Origin of the sequence: Salipaludibacillus keqinensis (genome assembly GCF_003226325.1) — a bacterium.
GTDB lineage: Bacteria > Bacillota > Bacilli > Bacillales > Salisediminibacteriaceae > Salipaludibacillus > Salipaludibacillus keqinensis.
In genome coordinates, this window is record NZ_PDOD01000002.1 from 362,256 (window position 1) to 377,918 (window position 15,663).

Here is a 15,663-nt window from a genome sequence, read left to right on the forward strand (position 1 = left end):
AAAAGATGAATTAAAGGAGAGGTTTACATGGTTTTTAAAGTATTTTATCAAAAAACATTGGATGAAGTCCCTGTAAGAGAACGAACAAAGACTCTTTACATGGAAGCAGAAACAGAAGAGGAAGTGCGAAAAAAATTAACAGACCGTCGATACAACATCGAATTTGTGACCCCATTGTCTGATAAGGCTTTAGCATACGAGAAAGAAAATAATGAAGATTTCCGATTGGAGCAAGCTTAACCGATGAAAGCAAAAAATCATCAAGCAGCTATTTTTGCCCTCGGGGGTCTGGGCGAAATCGGAAAAAATATGTACGCTGTTCAATTTCAAGATGAAATCATCATTATCGATGCTGGGATTAAATTCCCAGAAGATGAGCTTCTTGGTATTGACTACGTCATTCCTGATTACACGTATTTAGTTAAAAATGTTGATAAAATCAAAGGCCTATTCATTACACACGGGCACGAAGACCACATCGGTGGTGTTCCTTATCTTCTAAAAGAGATTAACGTGCCGATTTATGGTGGGAAGTTAGCCTTAGCATTGATTCGCAATAAACTAGAAGAGCACGGATTACTTCGTACAGCTCAACTAAATGAAATTGGTGAAGATGACGTCATCAAATTCCAAAAAACATCTGTATCGTTCTTCAGAACAACGCACAGCATTCCTGATTCTTACGGAATCGTCGTGAAAACACCTTCAGGCAGCATTGTTCAAACAGGTGATTTCAAATTTGATTTCACGCCCGTCGGAGAACCGGCCAATTTATCAAGAATGGCTAAAATCGGTGAAGAAGGTGTTCTTTGTTTGTTGTCAGACAGTACAAACAGTGAAGTTCCTGGCTTTACTATGTCTGAACGCAAAGTGGGCGAAAGCATTGATGCTATTTTCAGAAAAGTTGACGGTCGTATCATCTTTGCAACGTTCGCATCTAATATTTACCGTCTTCAGCAAGCTGTTGAAGCTGCGGTCAAGTATGGTCGTAAAGTAGCTGTATACGGTCGAAGCATGGAGTCAGCCATTCGAATTGGTCGGGAACTAGGGTACATTAAAGCACCTGAAAGTACATTTATTGAAGGATCTCAACTAAACAAAACACCGGCTGATCAAGTATTAATTTTATGTACAGGCAGTCAAGGTGAACCAATGGCGGCACTTTCACGTATCGCTCACGGTACTCACCGTCAAATTCAAATTATTCCTGGTGATACAGTCGTTTTCTCCTCCTCGCCTATTCCAGGAAACACATTAAGTGTAAGCAAGATTATTAACCAGCTTTTCCGTGCCGGTGCTGAAGTTATTCACGGATCATTAAATGATATTCATACCTCAGGTCACGGTGGACAAGAAGAGCAAAAGCTCATGCTTCGACTTATGAAGCCAAAGTATTTCTTGCCTATCCACGGTGAATACAGAATGCTTAAGAAACACACAGAACTTGCGCAAGATTGTGGCGTCCCTGAAGAGAACTGTTTCATCATGGACATTGGTGATGTTCTTGCTCTAGACAAAAATGAAGCCGGTCTTGCAGGAAAGATACCATCAGGATCGATTTATGTAGATGGAAATGGCATCGGTGATATCGGAAACATCGTGTTGCGCGACCGCCGTATTCTATCTGAAGAAGGTTTAGTCGTTGTTGTTGTCAGCCTGAACATGAAAGAATTCAAAGTGGCCTCAGGACCAGACATCATTTCAAGAGGGTTTGTTTACATGCGAGAATCCGGTGACTTGATTCATGAAGCGCAGAAGAAGCTCGCTATCCATTTAAATGGACTTATGGAGAACAAAACAACGCAATGGTCAGAAATCAAGAACCAAATCTCAGATACTCTAGGACCATTCCTTTATGAAAAAACAAAGCGTAAACCAATGATCTTACCGATCATCATGGAAGTATAATAAGATTACGAAACAAGCAGGCTTTGATGGCCTGCTTGTTTTTTTGTGTCTCATCCATTGGGTTTGGTGTAACTTCCTCTCTTATTCCTCGTCTAACATGGAAAGAGTTGTAAATATTGTAGCCCTAGGATAAGTAATTGCTACACGGGGAAAAAACGAGGAGGCGATGAGATTGATTTTGAAGAAGCGAACCTTTGCTAAATTAAGTCTGCTACTATTTCTTTCTTTATTCACTTTGTTTGCCTGCAGTAATCAAAGTGAAGATAACAGTTCCCCCGAGATGATGGATGCGAGCAATAATTCTAATGACGCTGGTTTTACTGAAGCAGAAGAGTACGATGACGCTGACATGGATGTTACTAGGGAAGAAGAGGGTACGGACGCTGATCCCTCCTCTACCACGCAGATGGTGATTTATAATGGAGATGTAACAATCGAAGTCAACGACTATGATCAAGCCCAGAGCCGCATTCAAGACGAAGTGGATCGTCTAGGCGGGTTCACAGTAGAATCTTCTATGTATCAAGAGGGTGAGGATGAACAACGAAGGGCCACATTGGTCGTAAGAGTGCCTCAAGAACATTTTCACTCCTTCCTTCATGAACTGGAGTCAACAAGCTCCAAAGTATTAAATAAATCTACTTACGGTCAAGACGTTACTGAAGAGTTTGTCGATCTTCAATCTCGATTATCTTCCAAAGAGATTGTGGAAGAACGCCTGCTTGCTTTTCTTGAAGAAGCGGAAAATACAGAAGACTTACTGGAAATTTCTCGAGATCTTGGTGAAGTCCAACAAGAGATCGAACGGGTCAAAGGCAGAATGGATTATTTGGAAAATCACGTTGCCTTATCGACTGTCACCATCCAAATCTATGAACGTGCCGTCAATGTTCCCGGTATTCAAGACCGAGAGTCCCTGAATACAATGCAACACGCCCAAAGTTTGTTTATGGATACGATAAACGTGCTAATAACGATGTTCTCTAGATTATTTGTCTTTCTTGTAGGCTTGTCGCCTGTGATTCTCCCAATTGCCATTGCGGGCATAGTGATATATTTTGTGCAAAAGCGACGTAGAGGCGAAAGGAAAGTAAATGAGTCCACTTCCAAAGAGCAGGAGAAGAAAGATTAGCTTGTTACGCACAGCCGAATGAATCTTTTCGACTGTGTTTTTCATTGGTTGGTAGGAATCATATTGGGTGGCGGCATGACGTGGGGGTCTGGTGGGTCATGATGCGCAGGTGCTACACCGGTAGCACCTGCCTAGCATGACACAATGCAAAACAAATAATCTACTCGCAAAAAAGACCTCACACCAGTAAGACAGAGAACTTTCAAGTACGTTATTAACATTTAGATCCTGGACAAATCATAAAAAAAGGTCTCACCAACAAGGCTATTAACCCTAATAACCATTGGGACACCTTCAGTTCATGATTAATCATCATCAAATAAATCTTGTTCCATTCGTGTAATATCTTTATCCGCGCCGATGACGATAATAATATCATCTTTCATGAGATGTTCTGTAGCTGCAGGCGAAACGTTGATATCTTCGCCACGCTTGATCGCCATGATGTTACAGCCGTATTTAGCTCGGATATCTAAATCTATCAATGATCGTCCATCTACCGCTTCTCCAGCTTCGAGCTCGACAATGCTGTATTCTTCTGAAAGCTCTAAATAGTCGAGAACATTTTTAGAGACAATATTATGAGCGATTCGGATGCCCATGTCTCTCTCAGGGTGAACCACTTTATGAGCACCTATTTTATGTAACACCTTTTCGTGGTAATCATTCTGGGCTTTCACAGTGATGTGGTTAACGTTTTGCTCAACAAGCATTAATGTCGTCAGAATACTAGATTGAATGTTATCACCGATGGCTACGATCACATGATCAAAGTTTCTAATACCTAAACTTTTCAATGTGTTTTCATCTGTCGTATCTGCTACAACAGCATGGGTTGCTATCGAGGCAAACTGATTAACCTTGTCTTCGTTTGTATCAATGGCTAGGACTTCCATCCCCTGCTCACTTAAAGCTTTGCAAATACTTCCGCCAAAACGCCCTAAGCCAATTACGGCAAATTGTTTTTTCATCGTGATCCCCCGGTCCTTATCTGTAAACTTCTCTTCCTATCATACAGACAAATTCTTCGATGTTCAATTGATATACCTAAACATATGAATGACTGTGATGAATTAAACGGGGTGCGGGCTACAGAACCTCTCAAACCGACTACAGAACCATTCAAACGAGATACAACAGGCTCCATACGGAATACACATCGGCCAACGGGCTACAGCTCCTCTCAAACCGAATACAGAACCTCTCAAACGGGGCACAACAAGCTCCATACGGAATACACATCGGCCAACGGGCTACAGCTCCTCTCAAACCAGCTACAAACCCACTCAAACCGAATACAGCCCACACCAAACCGACTACAGATCATACTTCAGGCTACAGACCCTCCCAAACTGGCTACAAAACCTCTCAAACCGACTACACTCCACCTCAAACTAGCTACATATCCGCCTAAGGGCTACAGAACCTCTCAAACGGGCTACACTACCATCCAAACCGACTACACTCCACCTCAAACCGGCTACAAATCCGTCTATGGGATACAGAACTTCTCAAACCTCGCCTAGACAGCAAAAAGCTTAGCAGCACATAGGCTACCAAGCTTTTTAGATTCTCTTATTCAAATTACACTTTTAGTGTTTCTTGACCTGGCTTCCAGTTTGCTGGGCAAAGTCCACCAGTTTGAAGAGCTTGAAGAACACGTAATGTTTCTTCAACGTCACGACCAATGTTGTTATGGTTAACAACAGAGTACATTAACTCACCTTCAGGGCTGATGATGAATAATCCGCGAAGAGCTACACCCTCTTCTTCAATTAAAACACCGTACTCGCGAGCGACTTGGTGGTTCGTATCCGCTGCAAGTGGATAATCTAATTTTCCAAGACCGTTATCATCGCGGTCCGTATTGATCCATGCAAGATGGGTATGAATTGTATCTGTTGAAACACCGATTACTTCGGCATCTAAATCTTCGAACTCATCATAACGGTCACTTAAAGAAGTGATTTCCGTTGGACATACGAATGTGAAGTCCATTGGGTAAAAGAAAAGAACGGTCCACTTATCTTGCTTCATGTTCTCTTCTAGGCTTACTTTTCCAAATTCTTTGTTTGCCATTACTGCATCCATTTCAAATCTTGGTGCTTGTTTAGCTACCATGCGCTTTTCTGACATGTCTAAATCCCTCCACATATATTGTTTCTGAACAACAGTGATTATTATAAAATACTCACTACCCCTCGTCAACCATGACGATCTTGTTTTCCCGACTATTTCTATCATGCCCACTCTCCACGTCAGTAAACTTAATAAGTTTAAGGAGAACGGTCATTGTGGTAAACTCTACTGTATGCAAAAAACTACACCTTGGAAGGAGCAATACATATGCAAGCATGGATTGAGTCTATTAATTGGACGGAGATTGGAACGAAGGCTCTAACTGTTGGTCTCCAATTAATTGCTATTTTAATCGTATTTTTTATCATCCGAGCGATCGGTCGGAAATTTATCTCTAGCAGCTTTGCGAAAATGAGCACGCAGAAAAATGTCTCTGAAGGACGAGTAAAAACGTTGGAAAGGCTCGTAAACAACATTTTCTCATATATACTGCTGTTCATTTTAATCACATTAATTGTTGGGATCTTTGAGTACGATGTCACAGCCCTAATCGCTGGTGCCGGTATCATTGGACTTGCCATTGGTTTTGGAGCACAAGGCTTAGTTAGCGACGTGGTAACTGGATTTTTCATTCTGTTAGAAAAACAAATGGAAGTCGATGAATATGTCACAGTAGCAGGATTAGATGGGATTGTGGAAGAAGTAGGTCTTCGGACAACGAAAGTGAGAGGCTTTGATGGGACGGTGCATTTCATTCCTAACCGCGAAATAGGCAGTTTAAGTAACCACTCTCGTTCCACAATGCGAGCACTAGTGGATATGAGCATTAGTTATGATGACAACATTGATGAAGCGATGCTCGTCATGCAGCAAGCTTGTGACAGGGTAGCTATGGAAGACGACCTCATCAAAGAAGGTCCTCATGTCGTCGGCGTTCAGAACCTTGGAGATAGCGACGTGGTCATTCGCGTCATCGCTCAGACTGCGAACATGGAACAATGGGGCGTAGAGCGAAGATTAAGAAAAGCGATGAAAGAAGCTCTTGATGCTAACAATATTGACATTCCATTTCCACATCAAGTGTATATTAATAAAGACAAAGCTTAATAAGAAAACGATAGCCTAGAGCTAGTCACGGCTAACTTAAACGAAAAGGACCCGACATTGTCAGGTCCTTTTCTTTCTGTTTTCTATCTTGATTGCAGCGATTGGTCCACACGTTGGCACACTTCGTCCGCAGTTAACCCTTGTGCTGAAATGACCGCTCCATCCGTTGTTGTATCTGCCATACCCATCATATTCTCCTGTTGTCCAGAAACGACACAACAATCACACCCTGAAGCATCTTCTTCATTTTGCAGAGCTACAACTTCGTGTCCTTGTGCTTGCAAGGCTTCCTCTACATCCGTTAAAGCTGCTTCTACACCGATTCTTGCCATAATGATCGCCTCCTAAATGTATTTCAACCTTTAGTATGAGCCTAATTATTAAGGTTATACAAAAAGGAGCTGATTGTCTTTTTCTTAAGCAAATTGAGTCTTGTAAATTTAGCCATTACCATTCTAATGAATTTTTATAATTGTGATTAATCTCTCACCGTAAACTATACACACCTCTATTAGATAAGAGTCAACTTCCTATCTTCATTAACCATTCACGCAATTTAGCTTATGGATTGTTGTCATTAATAAACTTCATGATTTTCTTCAATTTCCTCATTTTTCTTGGATCAGAAAAAATTAGAAAACACGATATAGAGTGGGAAAATGACACCAGAACCTACCAGTTAAAAGAACAAATTCCCACAATGTGACTCCAAATTGGTTTGCTTTGGTGTAAAAAAGCTTAGCTTGAGTTTTACGGTAAAATGTTGGTACTACCCCTATGTAAAGTTGTTATTATTTCTGACAAAACAATTCTAAATATTTATTTTAAAGCTTTCTCTAATGTTTCAATATTCTGCTCCATTAATTCCACGTAGTTTTGATCTTCTTTCCGTTGGTCTTCTGTTAAAGATTCCATGTTATCGAAATACAGTTTTTCCGCTCCAATCTCGTCTATCAGCATATCTGCTACAGGAATAGAGTAGTTGCGTTCAAACACAATGTACTCTATATCCTTCTCCGTGGCTAATGCAATCAAATCCTGAATTTCCCGCTGGGAAGGCTCATTCAGCGGAGAAAAGCCGGTCACAGGTACCTGCTCAAATCCATATCGATCCGCCCAATATGTATAACCGGCATGGGCGGTAAACAGTTCCTTTCTTTCAGCTTTTACTGCTACTTCCTGAAATTTCTCATCCAAACGTTCCAGATCTTCTTTTAGATCCGCAAAGTTCTCTCTGAAAAAATCTTCTTCCTCTGGCTTCAATTCTATCAATGCTTCACTGATGTTTTCTGCCAACTGGATAGACCGTATGGGATCGATAAACACATGCGGGTCTCCCGGTCCGTGGTCGTGCCCTTCTTCCCCGTGGCTGTGATGATTATTATCGTCATGATCATGCGCATGGTCGTGGTCATTTTCTTCGTCATTATGTGAGTGATTATGATCATTGTCGTCATGCGAATGGTCTCGGTTATCATCGTGGGAATGATCATGATGGTGTTCTTCGTCCTCATGTGCATGAGAATGGGACGTTTCGTCGATAAATTCAATACCTTGCGAAGCTTTAACCATGTTTACATCCTCTTCTTCCAATACGTTCACAGCTGTATCAATGAAACCTTCCATTCCTCCACCACTGTAAACAAAGGCGTCGGCCTCAGCCAGCCGGGTCATCAAACGCATCGGGGGTTCATATGTATGAGCATCCACTCCAGGAGGAATAATGTTTTCGACATCCACATGCTCCTGCCCAATTTTATTAATAAAATCTTCCAATGCAAAGATCGTTGTATATATCTCCACCGGCTCCACTTCTTCTGAATTGCCACTCTGCGCCTGTTCCTCCCCCTTCTCATCCAATTCATTTGTGTCATTGTTTTCCGAAGTGCCGCAGGCAGAAAGCAGCAGAAGGCCTGCGCCTGACAGCATTAAACAGGCTTTCATTATAAATCCTCCATTTCAATAAATATGAATATATTCTATTTCTTTATTTAATAGAAAAAGCCACGAGTATCAATGGTTTCTTTTAAATATACGACACATATCTCATTATTCCATTGGTTAATATTTTCGCCACTGGATGTTTTCTCTATGAAGTAAGTTGCTGCGGATGTAATCATGTGCTTTATAAATCAATTCCTCTAAAGTTTTCGTGCTGTGAGCAAGTATTCTCAGCATAAATCCTTTTACCGGAAGCTCTGAAATTCCAAAACGAGCTTCCAGATTCATTGTGTTTAATCGTTCATATACGATGTTTATAAATTTTTCATCTACACTATCATGCAGTACTAACAACATGCCAGTATGTGAATAGCCTTCCATTTGCATTAATCCACTGATACTTTCATCCGGTTCCAAAAAAAGATGATCAAAAACAACAAGCCTTTCATTTTTATATACTTTCAGCATGGAACGGATCCAGTCATAGCTGAACGACCGTCCATCTTCTGCCCAGCCGGGAGTCATCATATCACTGTAAATAAGACGAGCTCCTTCTTTCATATGAACATCCGTCTCCTGCACAAACCGCGCCTGTTCGTAAGCAATGAGCGGATCCGGCATATATTCAACAAGGCTGTTTTCTTCCATATGAATAGAAGTTTTCTGCACTACGGGCTTTTTCGGTGTTTTATACACTTTTGTGTGTGATTGTGTCGTAACAGAAAGTTCCGCTTCCCTTGCAGCTTGTATTTGCGTTGTATAAACGTCTCCATCCACATATCCCCCGCCCACATGGATCATGTAGACGGAAGGAGCGTTTTCATCCAAGTATACAGGACGCGTGAGTTTTAGTGCGCCTTCATAGTAGCAGTGAGACAAAATGGTCCTTTCTGCTTTTTTCACTGCTTTTATTTCCATTGCTCCTGTCAGACTCATGACTCCAGTCCAATAAGCAGTGCCTCTTCCCTTAACCATGTAACGACATCATTCACCCCTTCATTGTCCTTCAGGTTTGTGAAGATGAATGGTTTGTTTCCACGTGCGTTCTGTGTATCGTACTTCATCACTTCTAGACTTGCGCCGACGTATGGAGCGAGGTCTGTTTTATTAATGATAAAAAGATCCGACTTAATCATACCCTGTCCGCCTTTACGCGGAATTTTTTCCCCTTGGGCCACATCGATAATATAAATAGAAAAATCAACCAGCTCCGGACTGAAAGTAGCTGCAAGGTTATCTCCTCCACTTTCAACGAAAATCAGTTCCAGGCCGTCATGCCGCTCATGTAATTCTTCGATCGCCGCAAAATTCATAGAAGCATCTTCCCGAATCGCCGTGTGAGGGCATCCTCCGGTTTCTACCCCAATCACCCGGTCTTCTGGAAGCACACCATTTTTCATCAGAAACTGTGCGTCCTCTTTCGTGTAAATGTCATTCGTCACCACAGCCATGCTGAGTTCTTCATGCAGTGCACGCGTCAATTTTTCTACAAGCATCGTCTTCCCCGCTCCAACAGGGCCTCCGACTCCAATTCGAACTGTACTCATGTTATCGCCTGCTTTCCTTTTTATTTTTTAAGCTATACTTCTTTTAGCTGTAAGTTGGTTTGAAAATTAAGACAGGTATCTAACTTCACCTTGGAAGGGTAACAGAACTGTTACTAAGACATAAAAATGCGTACGTGCAGCCGTTCATGCTTCATCTGTGCTATTTCAAGTCCGGGGCTTACTGCAGCCAGATCTTCCTCAGACAGCTCCATGATTTTTCTTGTACTTTCTTCGATCACAGGCTGGATTTCCACCAGCAGCTTCTGTCCATTGGTCTGTCCAAGCGGGATACCTCGGACAGCATTCTGAACAAGGGAATTAATCGTTGAAAATAAATATGTCTGCAGCGCCGTATGCTTATCTACTTCGAGATGAAATGCGACTGCTGAAAAAACAAGGGCTGAATGTCCGTAAGCTTTTTTTTCTTTCATATTCTTAATATATTTTTCCAGAATCGGTTCGGGGTAAAGTTCGTAGCAGAGCTTTGCCATCCGTTCCCCCATCCGCTGATTGCCAAGCCTTGTTTCTTTAGAGAGACAGGACGCAAACAGCAGCTCGTCCAGATGAAAAAAAGCTGCTTCGTTTTTTTCTTCCAGTGCTTCCCTGGCAAGGCGGCAGGCAAGTCCATCTACATATACCAGCTGCTTTTGCAGGTAAACATTCAGCGCTTCAGAAAATGTTTGCTTGTCTTTAATAACTTCTTCCTGAATGTAAGTTTCCAGCCCGAAAGAGTGTGAAAAAGCCCCGGAAGGAAAATTGGAATCGCTGAATTGCAAAAGCGGCAGCAGTCGGTTAATCATGAGAATGCCCAATATGACGGAATGCTTTTCTCACTTTACGATTTTCTCTCTTATAAGGAATTTCAAGCTCTTTAAGAAGTTTTTCCACCAGGTAATCATACTGGACAAGCATCTCTTCTCCCTCAAACTGTGCTGGAAGATGACGGTTGCCAAGCTGATGTGCAATATCCCCCATCTGTTGTATGGAAATCGGCTGAATGGCCAGCAAATCATCTTTTGTAACACTTACAACGATCATGTTATTGTCATCTTGAAATAAAATATCTCCATCTGCTAGTTCTCTGTTTTCCGGAAGCCGGATACCAATTTCTTTTCCATGATCCGTGGTCACTCGCTGAATCCTTTTCACCAGCTCATCGCTTTCCATGTAAACGCGTTCTAAGTGGGGGGGTTGCTCGGTTGTTGTGGATAGATTGCCTACTATTTTCTCAATTATCATATGCCTTCACCTCAAAATAAAAAATACCGCTGACCCATAGGAACTTCTTCTACAGGATCACAGATAATGACGTTGCCGTCTACTTTCACTTCATAAGTCTGGGGATCCACTTCGATTAGTGGAGTTTCTCCGTTTAACTTCATAGAAGCTTTCGTCAGGTTCCTCGTGTTTTTCACTGGTTTTACTAGTTTTTCAAGACCTAGTTCCTTCTTAATGCCGGCTCTTTCCGCCGCTTGGGAAACAAATGTTATGGATGTCTGATGTTTGGCTTTTCCAAAAGATGAAAACATCGGACGGTACAGGACCGGCTGCGGTGTAGGGATGCTTGCATTTGGATCTCCCATTACACTATGTGCAATCATACCTCCCTTTATAATTAACTCAGGCTTTACACCGAAAAATGCAGGATCCCAAACTACAAGATCAGCGAATTTCCCTTTTTCAATAGAACCTATCTCGTCAGACATTCCGTGCACAATCGCGGGATTAATCGTATATTTGGCAATATATCTCTTCACCCGATGATTATCCCCTACTCCTTCATCCCCTGCCATATTTCCGAATTGTTTTTTCATTTTATCTGCTGTCTGCCATGTACGGCTGATTACTTCTCCGACCCGTCCCATAGCCTGGGAGTCAGACGAAATAATACTAAAGACCCCCATATCGTGAAGAATATCTTCTGCAGCGATCGTTTCTTTTCTTATACGGGAATCGGCAAATGCGATATCCTCTGGTACACTCGGGTCCAAATGGTGGCATACCATCAGCATATCCATGTGTTCCTCCAATGTATTTACGGTAAAGGGTCTTGTGGGATTGGTGGAAGAAGGGAGAATGTTCGGTTCTCCTGCCGCTTTAATAATATCGGGTGCGTGACCTCCTCCAGCTCCTTCTGTGTGATACGTATGGATTACGCGACCGTCAATTGCAGCGAGCGTATCTTCTACAAACCCGCCTTCATTCAGAGTATCTGTATGTATAGCTACCTGCACATCATATTCATCCGCAGTACTCAAGCACGCATCAATCGCTGCGGCTGTTGTTCCCCAGTCCTCGTGGAGCTTCAAGCCTACTGCTCCTGCTTCCACCTGCTCTGCTAGGGCTTCTTTTCCGGAACTATTTCCTTTTCCAAGAAAACCCAGATTCATTGGGAACTCTTCCGCAGCCTCCAACATTCGGTGAATATTCCATTTTCCTGGCGTACAAGTGGTAGCATTTGTTCCGGTAGCGGGCCCTGTACCGCCTCCTACCATTGTGGTAACTCCGGAAGAAAGAGCCGTTTCAATCTGCTGTGGACTCACAAAATGAATATGAGCATCCATGCCGCCTGCAGTTACGATTTTTCCTTCCGCGGCAATGACTTCTGTAGAAGCACCTATTACAATATCAACCTTGTCCATCAATAACGGATTGCCTGCTTTTCCAATAGCCGTGATTCTTCCATCTTTTACACCGATGTCAGCCTTATAAATACCGGTATAATCAACAATAATGGCGTTTGTGAGTACGAGATCCACGCTTTCTTCCCGAAGAGCCAGCGGGTGCTGGCCCATTCCGTCCCGGATCACTTTCCCGCCTCCAAATTTTACTTCATCACCGTATACTGCATAATCTTTTTCAATTTCGATAAATAAATCTGTATCTGCAAGGCGTACAGCGTCCCCGGTTGTTGGACCAAACATGTCCGCATACTGCTTTCTTGACATTTTAAAACTCATCCGCAGCTTCCCCCTTCTGTACAGCTCCATTCACTTTATTCTGGAAACCGTAGATTTCCTGCTTTCCAGAAAAAGAAACAAGATGAATTTCCTTTTCATCCCCAGGTTCAAAGCGCACCGCTGTTCCTGCAGGGATGTTCAGGTGCTTTCCGAAAGCCTTTTCCCGGTCAAAATGTAGGAAACTGTTTGCTTCATAAAAATGAAAGTGGGATCCGACTTGTATGGGCCGATCCCCGCGGTTCAGCACTGTTACTACTACCGGCACCTTATCTGCATTGCAAATTAACGGTTCTTTTTTCAAAATATATTCACCTGGTATCATCCAGTTCTCCTCCTTTTACTGTATGGGATTATGTACCGTAACGAGTTTGGTTCCGTCAGGAAAAGTTGCCTCAACTTGAATATCCTTAATCATTTCCGGAATTCCTTCCATTACGTCTTCGCGCGACAAAATGGTTGTTCCAAACTGCATCAGTTCCGCCACAGACCTTCCTTCACGTGCACCTTCAACCACTTCATAGGTGAGAATGGCTACAGATTCAGGATAATTAAGTTTCAATCCTTTTGCTTGCCGTCTTCTTGCTACATCGGCCGCCGTAACAACGAGCAGTTTTTCCATTTCTCTTGATGTCAGCTTCATAACCGTGCTCCTTTCTTTACAGTTGCATGAGCTCCAAGCATTACGCATCCAACTTCTTTTTTCCCAAAGTCAGCCTGGACAACTGTAATAAAATCCTTTAAAAAACATCCATTAAAGATAACTGAGACTTATTAATACGCTCTTCATATTTTATTAAATACAGAATTGACAGAATATTAGTATACTATAAATCGCAGTAAAACAGCGAAGAAAATCTTCTGCTTTTCTATTAAGGTAAAGATTATTACGGTTATTCCGTTGCTTTTTTCTTATCCAGATAGTATTCCACCCATGGTCGTACAGCAATATATAGACCCCCAATAACGAGCCAGGAAAAAGCAAGATAGGTCCATCCTGTAAAAAAGGCGAGGCTATACGTATAGCCAGTTATAAACATTACACCGGGAAATGCAAAAATCAAAACAAACGTCAAACCAATAGCCCATCTTGTAACTGATTTTGTATCTTTTTTCAGCTGTTTATCTCTCATTGCTTAAACCACCTCACTTTTCACTTCAACTGGGTCTCCAACATCTACAACCTCTTCATCAAAGCTCTTGAATTCATCTTTCATAGCTTCGAAATCAAATTCTTCATTCGCAAGCAGCGCATGTCCAATAGCTATCGTACCGCTTACTGCAAAAACAGTCAGATTGCCAGCGAGCATCACATGTAATTCTTGCAATGCTGCTACGCTGATGGCTCCCATTGTGAAGTAAGCCGTACTAAACCATACAGAAACTCCGGAAATCATTCCTAATAATGCACCGTAAAAACAACCACCATTTGTGGCTCTTTTCGAGAGAAGTCCGAGCGTCAGCGGAATAACCGCCCCACTTATAAAAATACCCATTGCCATATAAACAAATCCCAGTCCGATACCTATCTGGAGCAGTCCTACTGCAAGAACGCCCATTCCGAGACCCGTGCTGAGCGTAATCAGACGGGAAACTCTTAACGTCTTTACACTTCCTGCAAGTGGATTAATCGAACGGCGATAAATATCCGTAACGACAATATTTGTAATTGCTGTTAGTTCTGCTGCCCCCGTGGACATTACCGCCATAAAAAGCATTACCAGAAAGAGAATAGACCCTGTCGCTCCGAGAAGATGCTCTGCCATCATCGGAGCAGAGGCATCAGGATCACCTATATTTAAACCAAGCCCTGCCGCTGATACACCGAGAAAGGTCGCAATCGCAAAAGGAATCGCAAACCAGGCAAGACCTCCATAGATATACGCCTTGGACGCAGCTCCGTCTTTACTTGCGATCGCCCGCTGCCAGTACGACTGGTCCACGAACACCGCACCGAAATTCCCGATAATATTAATGATGCCGAACATTAAACCAGAGATGGAAGCCATCGTAATCATTTCCGAAGATGCAGGCATGGAAGCAAGTCCTTCATATACTGTTTCTACTCCAAACTGTACGTAGACAACTGTAGCAAAAATGGTAAGAATCACAAAAATCATGACCGTGTTGAGATAGTCGGCAATAAAGGAAGCTTTCAATCCGCCGATCATCGTGTAGATCGTAAAAGTTAATGGAATCAGTAATGCTGCTGCATATATATTCATTCCTGTTAATGAATTTAACGCCAACGCTCCACCAAGGATCACCATCGCCGTTACAATAATATTTGTCATTAAAGCAAACATCATCATAAGCCGGTGGTTCTTTTGATCAAAACGCTTTCCGATAAATTCTAAAAATGTGTGCGCTTTGGGTGCTTTTCGCTTCAAATGCAGTGCCACAATCGCAAAAAGCAGTACTTGAATACATGCTCCGGCTGCGTACCAATAAGGCCCGCTGATCCCGTATTGAAACCCCGTGGAAGAAGACATCATCAATGTTGCAGCCCAGGTCCAGGCAGCAATAATAGAAGCACTTGCCAGCCCTACCCCCACGTTCCGGCCGGCAGTACTATACTGCTCAGCAGTCATTTTGGTTTTTCGTCTCCACTGCATGATCAGTGTCAAACTTATAAAAAACACTCCAAAAATTAACAAAATCATATAGCCTGTCATTGACGTTAACATTATTTTCCTCCTGTTTTTTCTAACAATACTATTATTCCTATAATTGTTAGATAATTTCCACACTTCAATAAAACGAAGTATACAGGCGGAAATTTGGTAATTCAAAGCATTTGTAAGGTTATATAACAATCTTTTTCGCGTGAATATTCTCTATTTACGAAAGAAAACGCTTACAAAAATTACCTTTAAAATAGCTTATATTCTTAGGGGAAGAAGAAAAACAGCAGATAAAAAACGTTGGAAAATACCTTTTTTATTCTTAGTAAAAAATATAGAGAAAATAGATTAAAAGTGATCTTTCTTAA

Annotated in this window: 17 protein-coding genes; 4 read left to right on the plus strand and 13 right to left on the minus strand. The window is 42.1% G+C overall.

The annotated features are described in order from the left end of the window. Positions 1-27 precede the first annotated feature (27 nt). From CR194_RS08940 to CR194_RS08950, 3 genes are all read left to right on the plus strand, one after another. Complete coding sequence (locus tag CR194_RS08940; protein ID WP_110609336.1) at positions 28-240, plus strand: DNA-dependent RNA polymerase subunit epsilon; 213 nt, start codon at positions 28-30, stop codon at positions 238-240. Between the two features lie 3 nt (positions 241-243). Continuing rightward, positions 244-1,908: a ribonuclease J1 gene (rnjA, locus tag CR194_RS08945; RefSeq protein WP_110609337.1), complete on the plus strand. Its 1,665-nt coding sequence runs from the start codon at positions 244-246 to the stop codon at positions 1,906-1,908. A gap of 172 nt (positions 1,909-2,080) precedes the next feature. Then, a complete protein-coding gene (locus tag CR194_RS08950) occupies positions 2,081-3,040 on the plus strand; it encodes a DUF4349 domain-containing protein (RefSeq protein ID WP_158282215.1) in 960 nt (319 codons plus the stop codon). A gap of 305 nt (positions 3,041-3,345) precedes the next feature. On the opposite strand, the gene CR194_RS08955 is transcribed toward CR194_RS08950, so the two are convergent. Continuing rightward, positions 3,346-4,011 carry a potassium channel family protein gene (locus CR194_RS08955; protein WP_110609339.1) on the minus strand — a complete coding sequence of 222 codons (666 nt, stop codon included), beginning with the start codon at positions 4,009-4,011 and terminating at the stop codon, positions 3,346-3,348. A gap of 613 nt (positions 4,012-4,624) precedes the next feature. Continuing rightward, entirely contained in the window at positions 4,625-5,176 is a 552-nt protein-coding gene (locus tag CR194_RS08960; RefSeq protein ID WP_110609340.1) for a peroxiredoxin, read from the minus strand. Between the two features lie 210 nt (positions 5,177-5,386). Between CR194_RS08960 and CR194_RS08965 the strand changes: the two genes are divergently transcribed. After that, positions 5,387-6,226 (plus strand): mechanosensitive ion channel family protein, encoded by an 840-nt coding sequence (locus tag CR194_RS08965; RefSeq protein ID WP_110609341.1) that lies wholly within the window; start codon positions 5,387-5,389, stop codon positions 6,224-6,226. An 83-nt stretch (positions 6,227-6,309) separates the two neighbouring features. On the opposite strand, the gene CR194_RS08970 is transcribed toward CR194_RS08965, so the two are convergent. The 11 genes from CR194_RS08970 to CR194_RS09020 all read right to left on the minus strand — a co-directional run bounded on the left by CR194_RS08970 (position 6,310) and on the right by CR194_RS09020 (position 15,358). Further along, positions 6,310-6,558 (minus strand): YkuS family protein, encoded by a 249-nt coding sequence (locus CR194_RS08970; protein ID WP_110609342.1) that lies wholly within the window; start codon positions 6,556-6,558, stop codon positions 6,310-6,312. Positions 6,559-7,045: 487 nt separating this feature from the next. Continuing rightward, positions 7,046-8,170, minus strand: a complete 1,125-nt coding sequence (locus CR194_RS08975) for a metal ABC transporter solute-binding protein, Zn/Mn family (protein ID WP_110609343.1) — start codon at positions 8,168-8,170, stop codon at positions 7,046-7,048. Positions 8,171-8,287: 117 nt separating this feature from the next. Then, positions 8,288-9,142 (minus strand): urease accessory protein UreD, encoded by an 855-nt coding sequence (locus CR194_RS08980; RefSeq protein WP_233254288.1) that lies wholly within the window; start codon positions 9,140-9,142, stop codon positions 8,288-8,290. Continuing rightward, positions 9,100-9,714: an urease accessory protein UreG gene (ureG, locus tag CR194_RS08985; protein WP_110609345.1), complete on the minus strand. Its 615-nt coding sequence runs from the start codon at positions 9,712-9,714 to the stop codon at positions 9,100-9,102. The genes CR194_RS08980 and ureG overlap by 43 nt, the downstream gene beginning before the upstream one ends. A 113-nt stretch (positions 9,715-9,827) precedes the next feature. Further along, the gene (locus CR194_RS08990; protein WP_199228151.1) at positions 9,828-10,514 is read right to left on the minus strand and encodes an urease accessory protein UreF; all 687 of its coding nucleotides are present in this window, start codon (positions 10,512-10,514) and stop codon (positions 9,828-9,830) included. Continuing rightward, a complete protein-coding gene (gene ureE / locus CR194_RS08995) occupies positions 10,507-10,953 on the minus strand; it encodes an urease accessory protein UreE (RefSeq protein WP_110609346.1) in 447 nt (148 codons plus the stop codon). Before ureE ends, CR194_RS08990 begins: the two co-directional genes overlap by 8 nt. 11 nt (positions 10,954-10,964) lie before the next feature. Continuing rightward, entirely contained in the window at positions 10,965-12,674 is a 1,710-nt protein-coding gene (ureC, locus tag CR194_RS09000; protein ID WP_110609347.1) for an urease subunit alpha, read from the minus strand. Then, positions 12,664-12,996, minus strand: a complete 333-nt coding sequence (locus CR194_RS09005) for an urease subunit beta (protein WP_110609348.1) — start codon at positions 12,994-12,996, stop codon at positions 12,664-12,666. Before CR194_RS09005 ends, ureC begins: the two co-directional genes overlap by 11 nt. Before the next feature lie 15 nt (positions 12,997-13,011). Continuing rightward, on the minus strand, positions 13,012-13,314 hold the full coding sequence (locus CR194_RS09010) for an urease subunit gamma (protein WP_110609349.1): 303 nt from the start codon (positions 13,312-13,314) through the stop codon (positions 13,012-13,014). Positions 13,315-13,564: 250 nt separating this feature from the next. Next, positions 13,565-13,804 (minus strand): hypothetical protein, encoded by a 240-nt coding sequence (locus CR194_RS09015; RefSeq protein WP_110609350.1) that lies wholly within the window; start codon positions 13,802-13,804, stop codon positions 13,565-13,567. Between the two features lie 3 nt (positions 13,805-13,807). Beyond that, positions 13,808-15,358: a sodium:solute symporter family protein gene (locus CR194_RS09020; RefSeq protein ID WP_110609351.1), complete on the minus strand. Its 1,551-nt coding sequence runs from the start codon at positions 15,356-15,358 to the stop codon at positions 13,808-13,810. Positions 15,359-15,663: the final 305 nt, after the last annotated feature.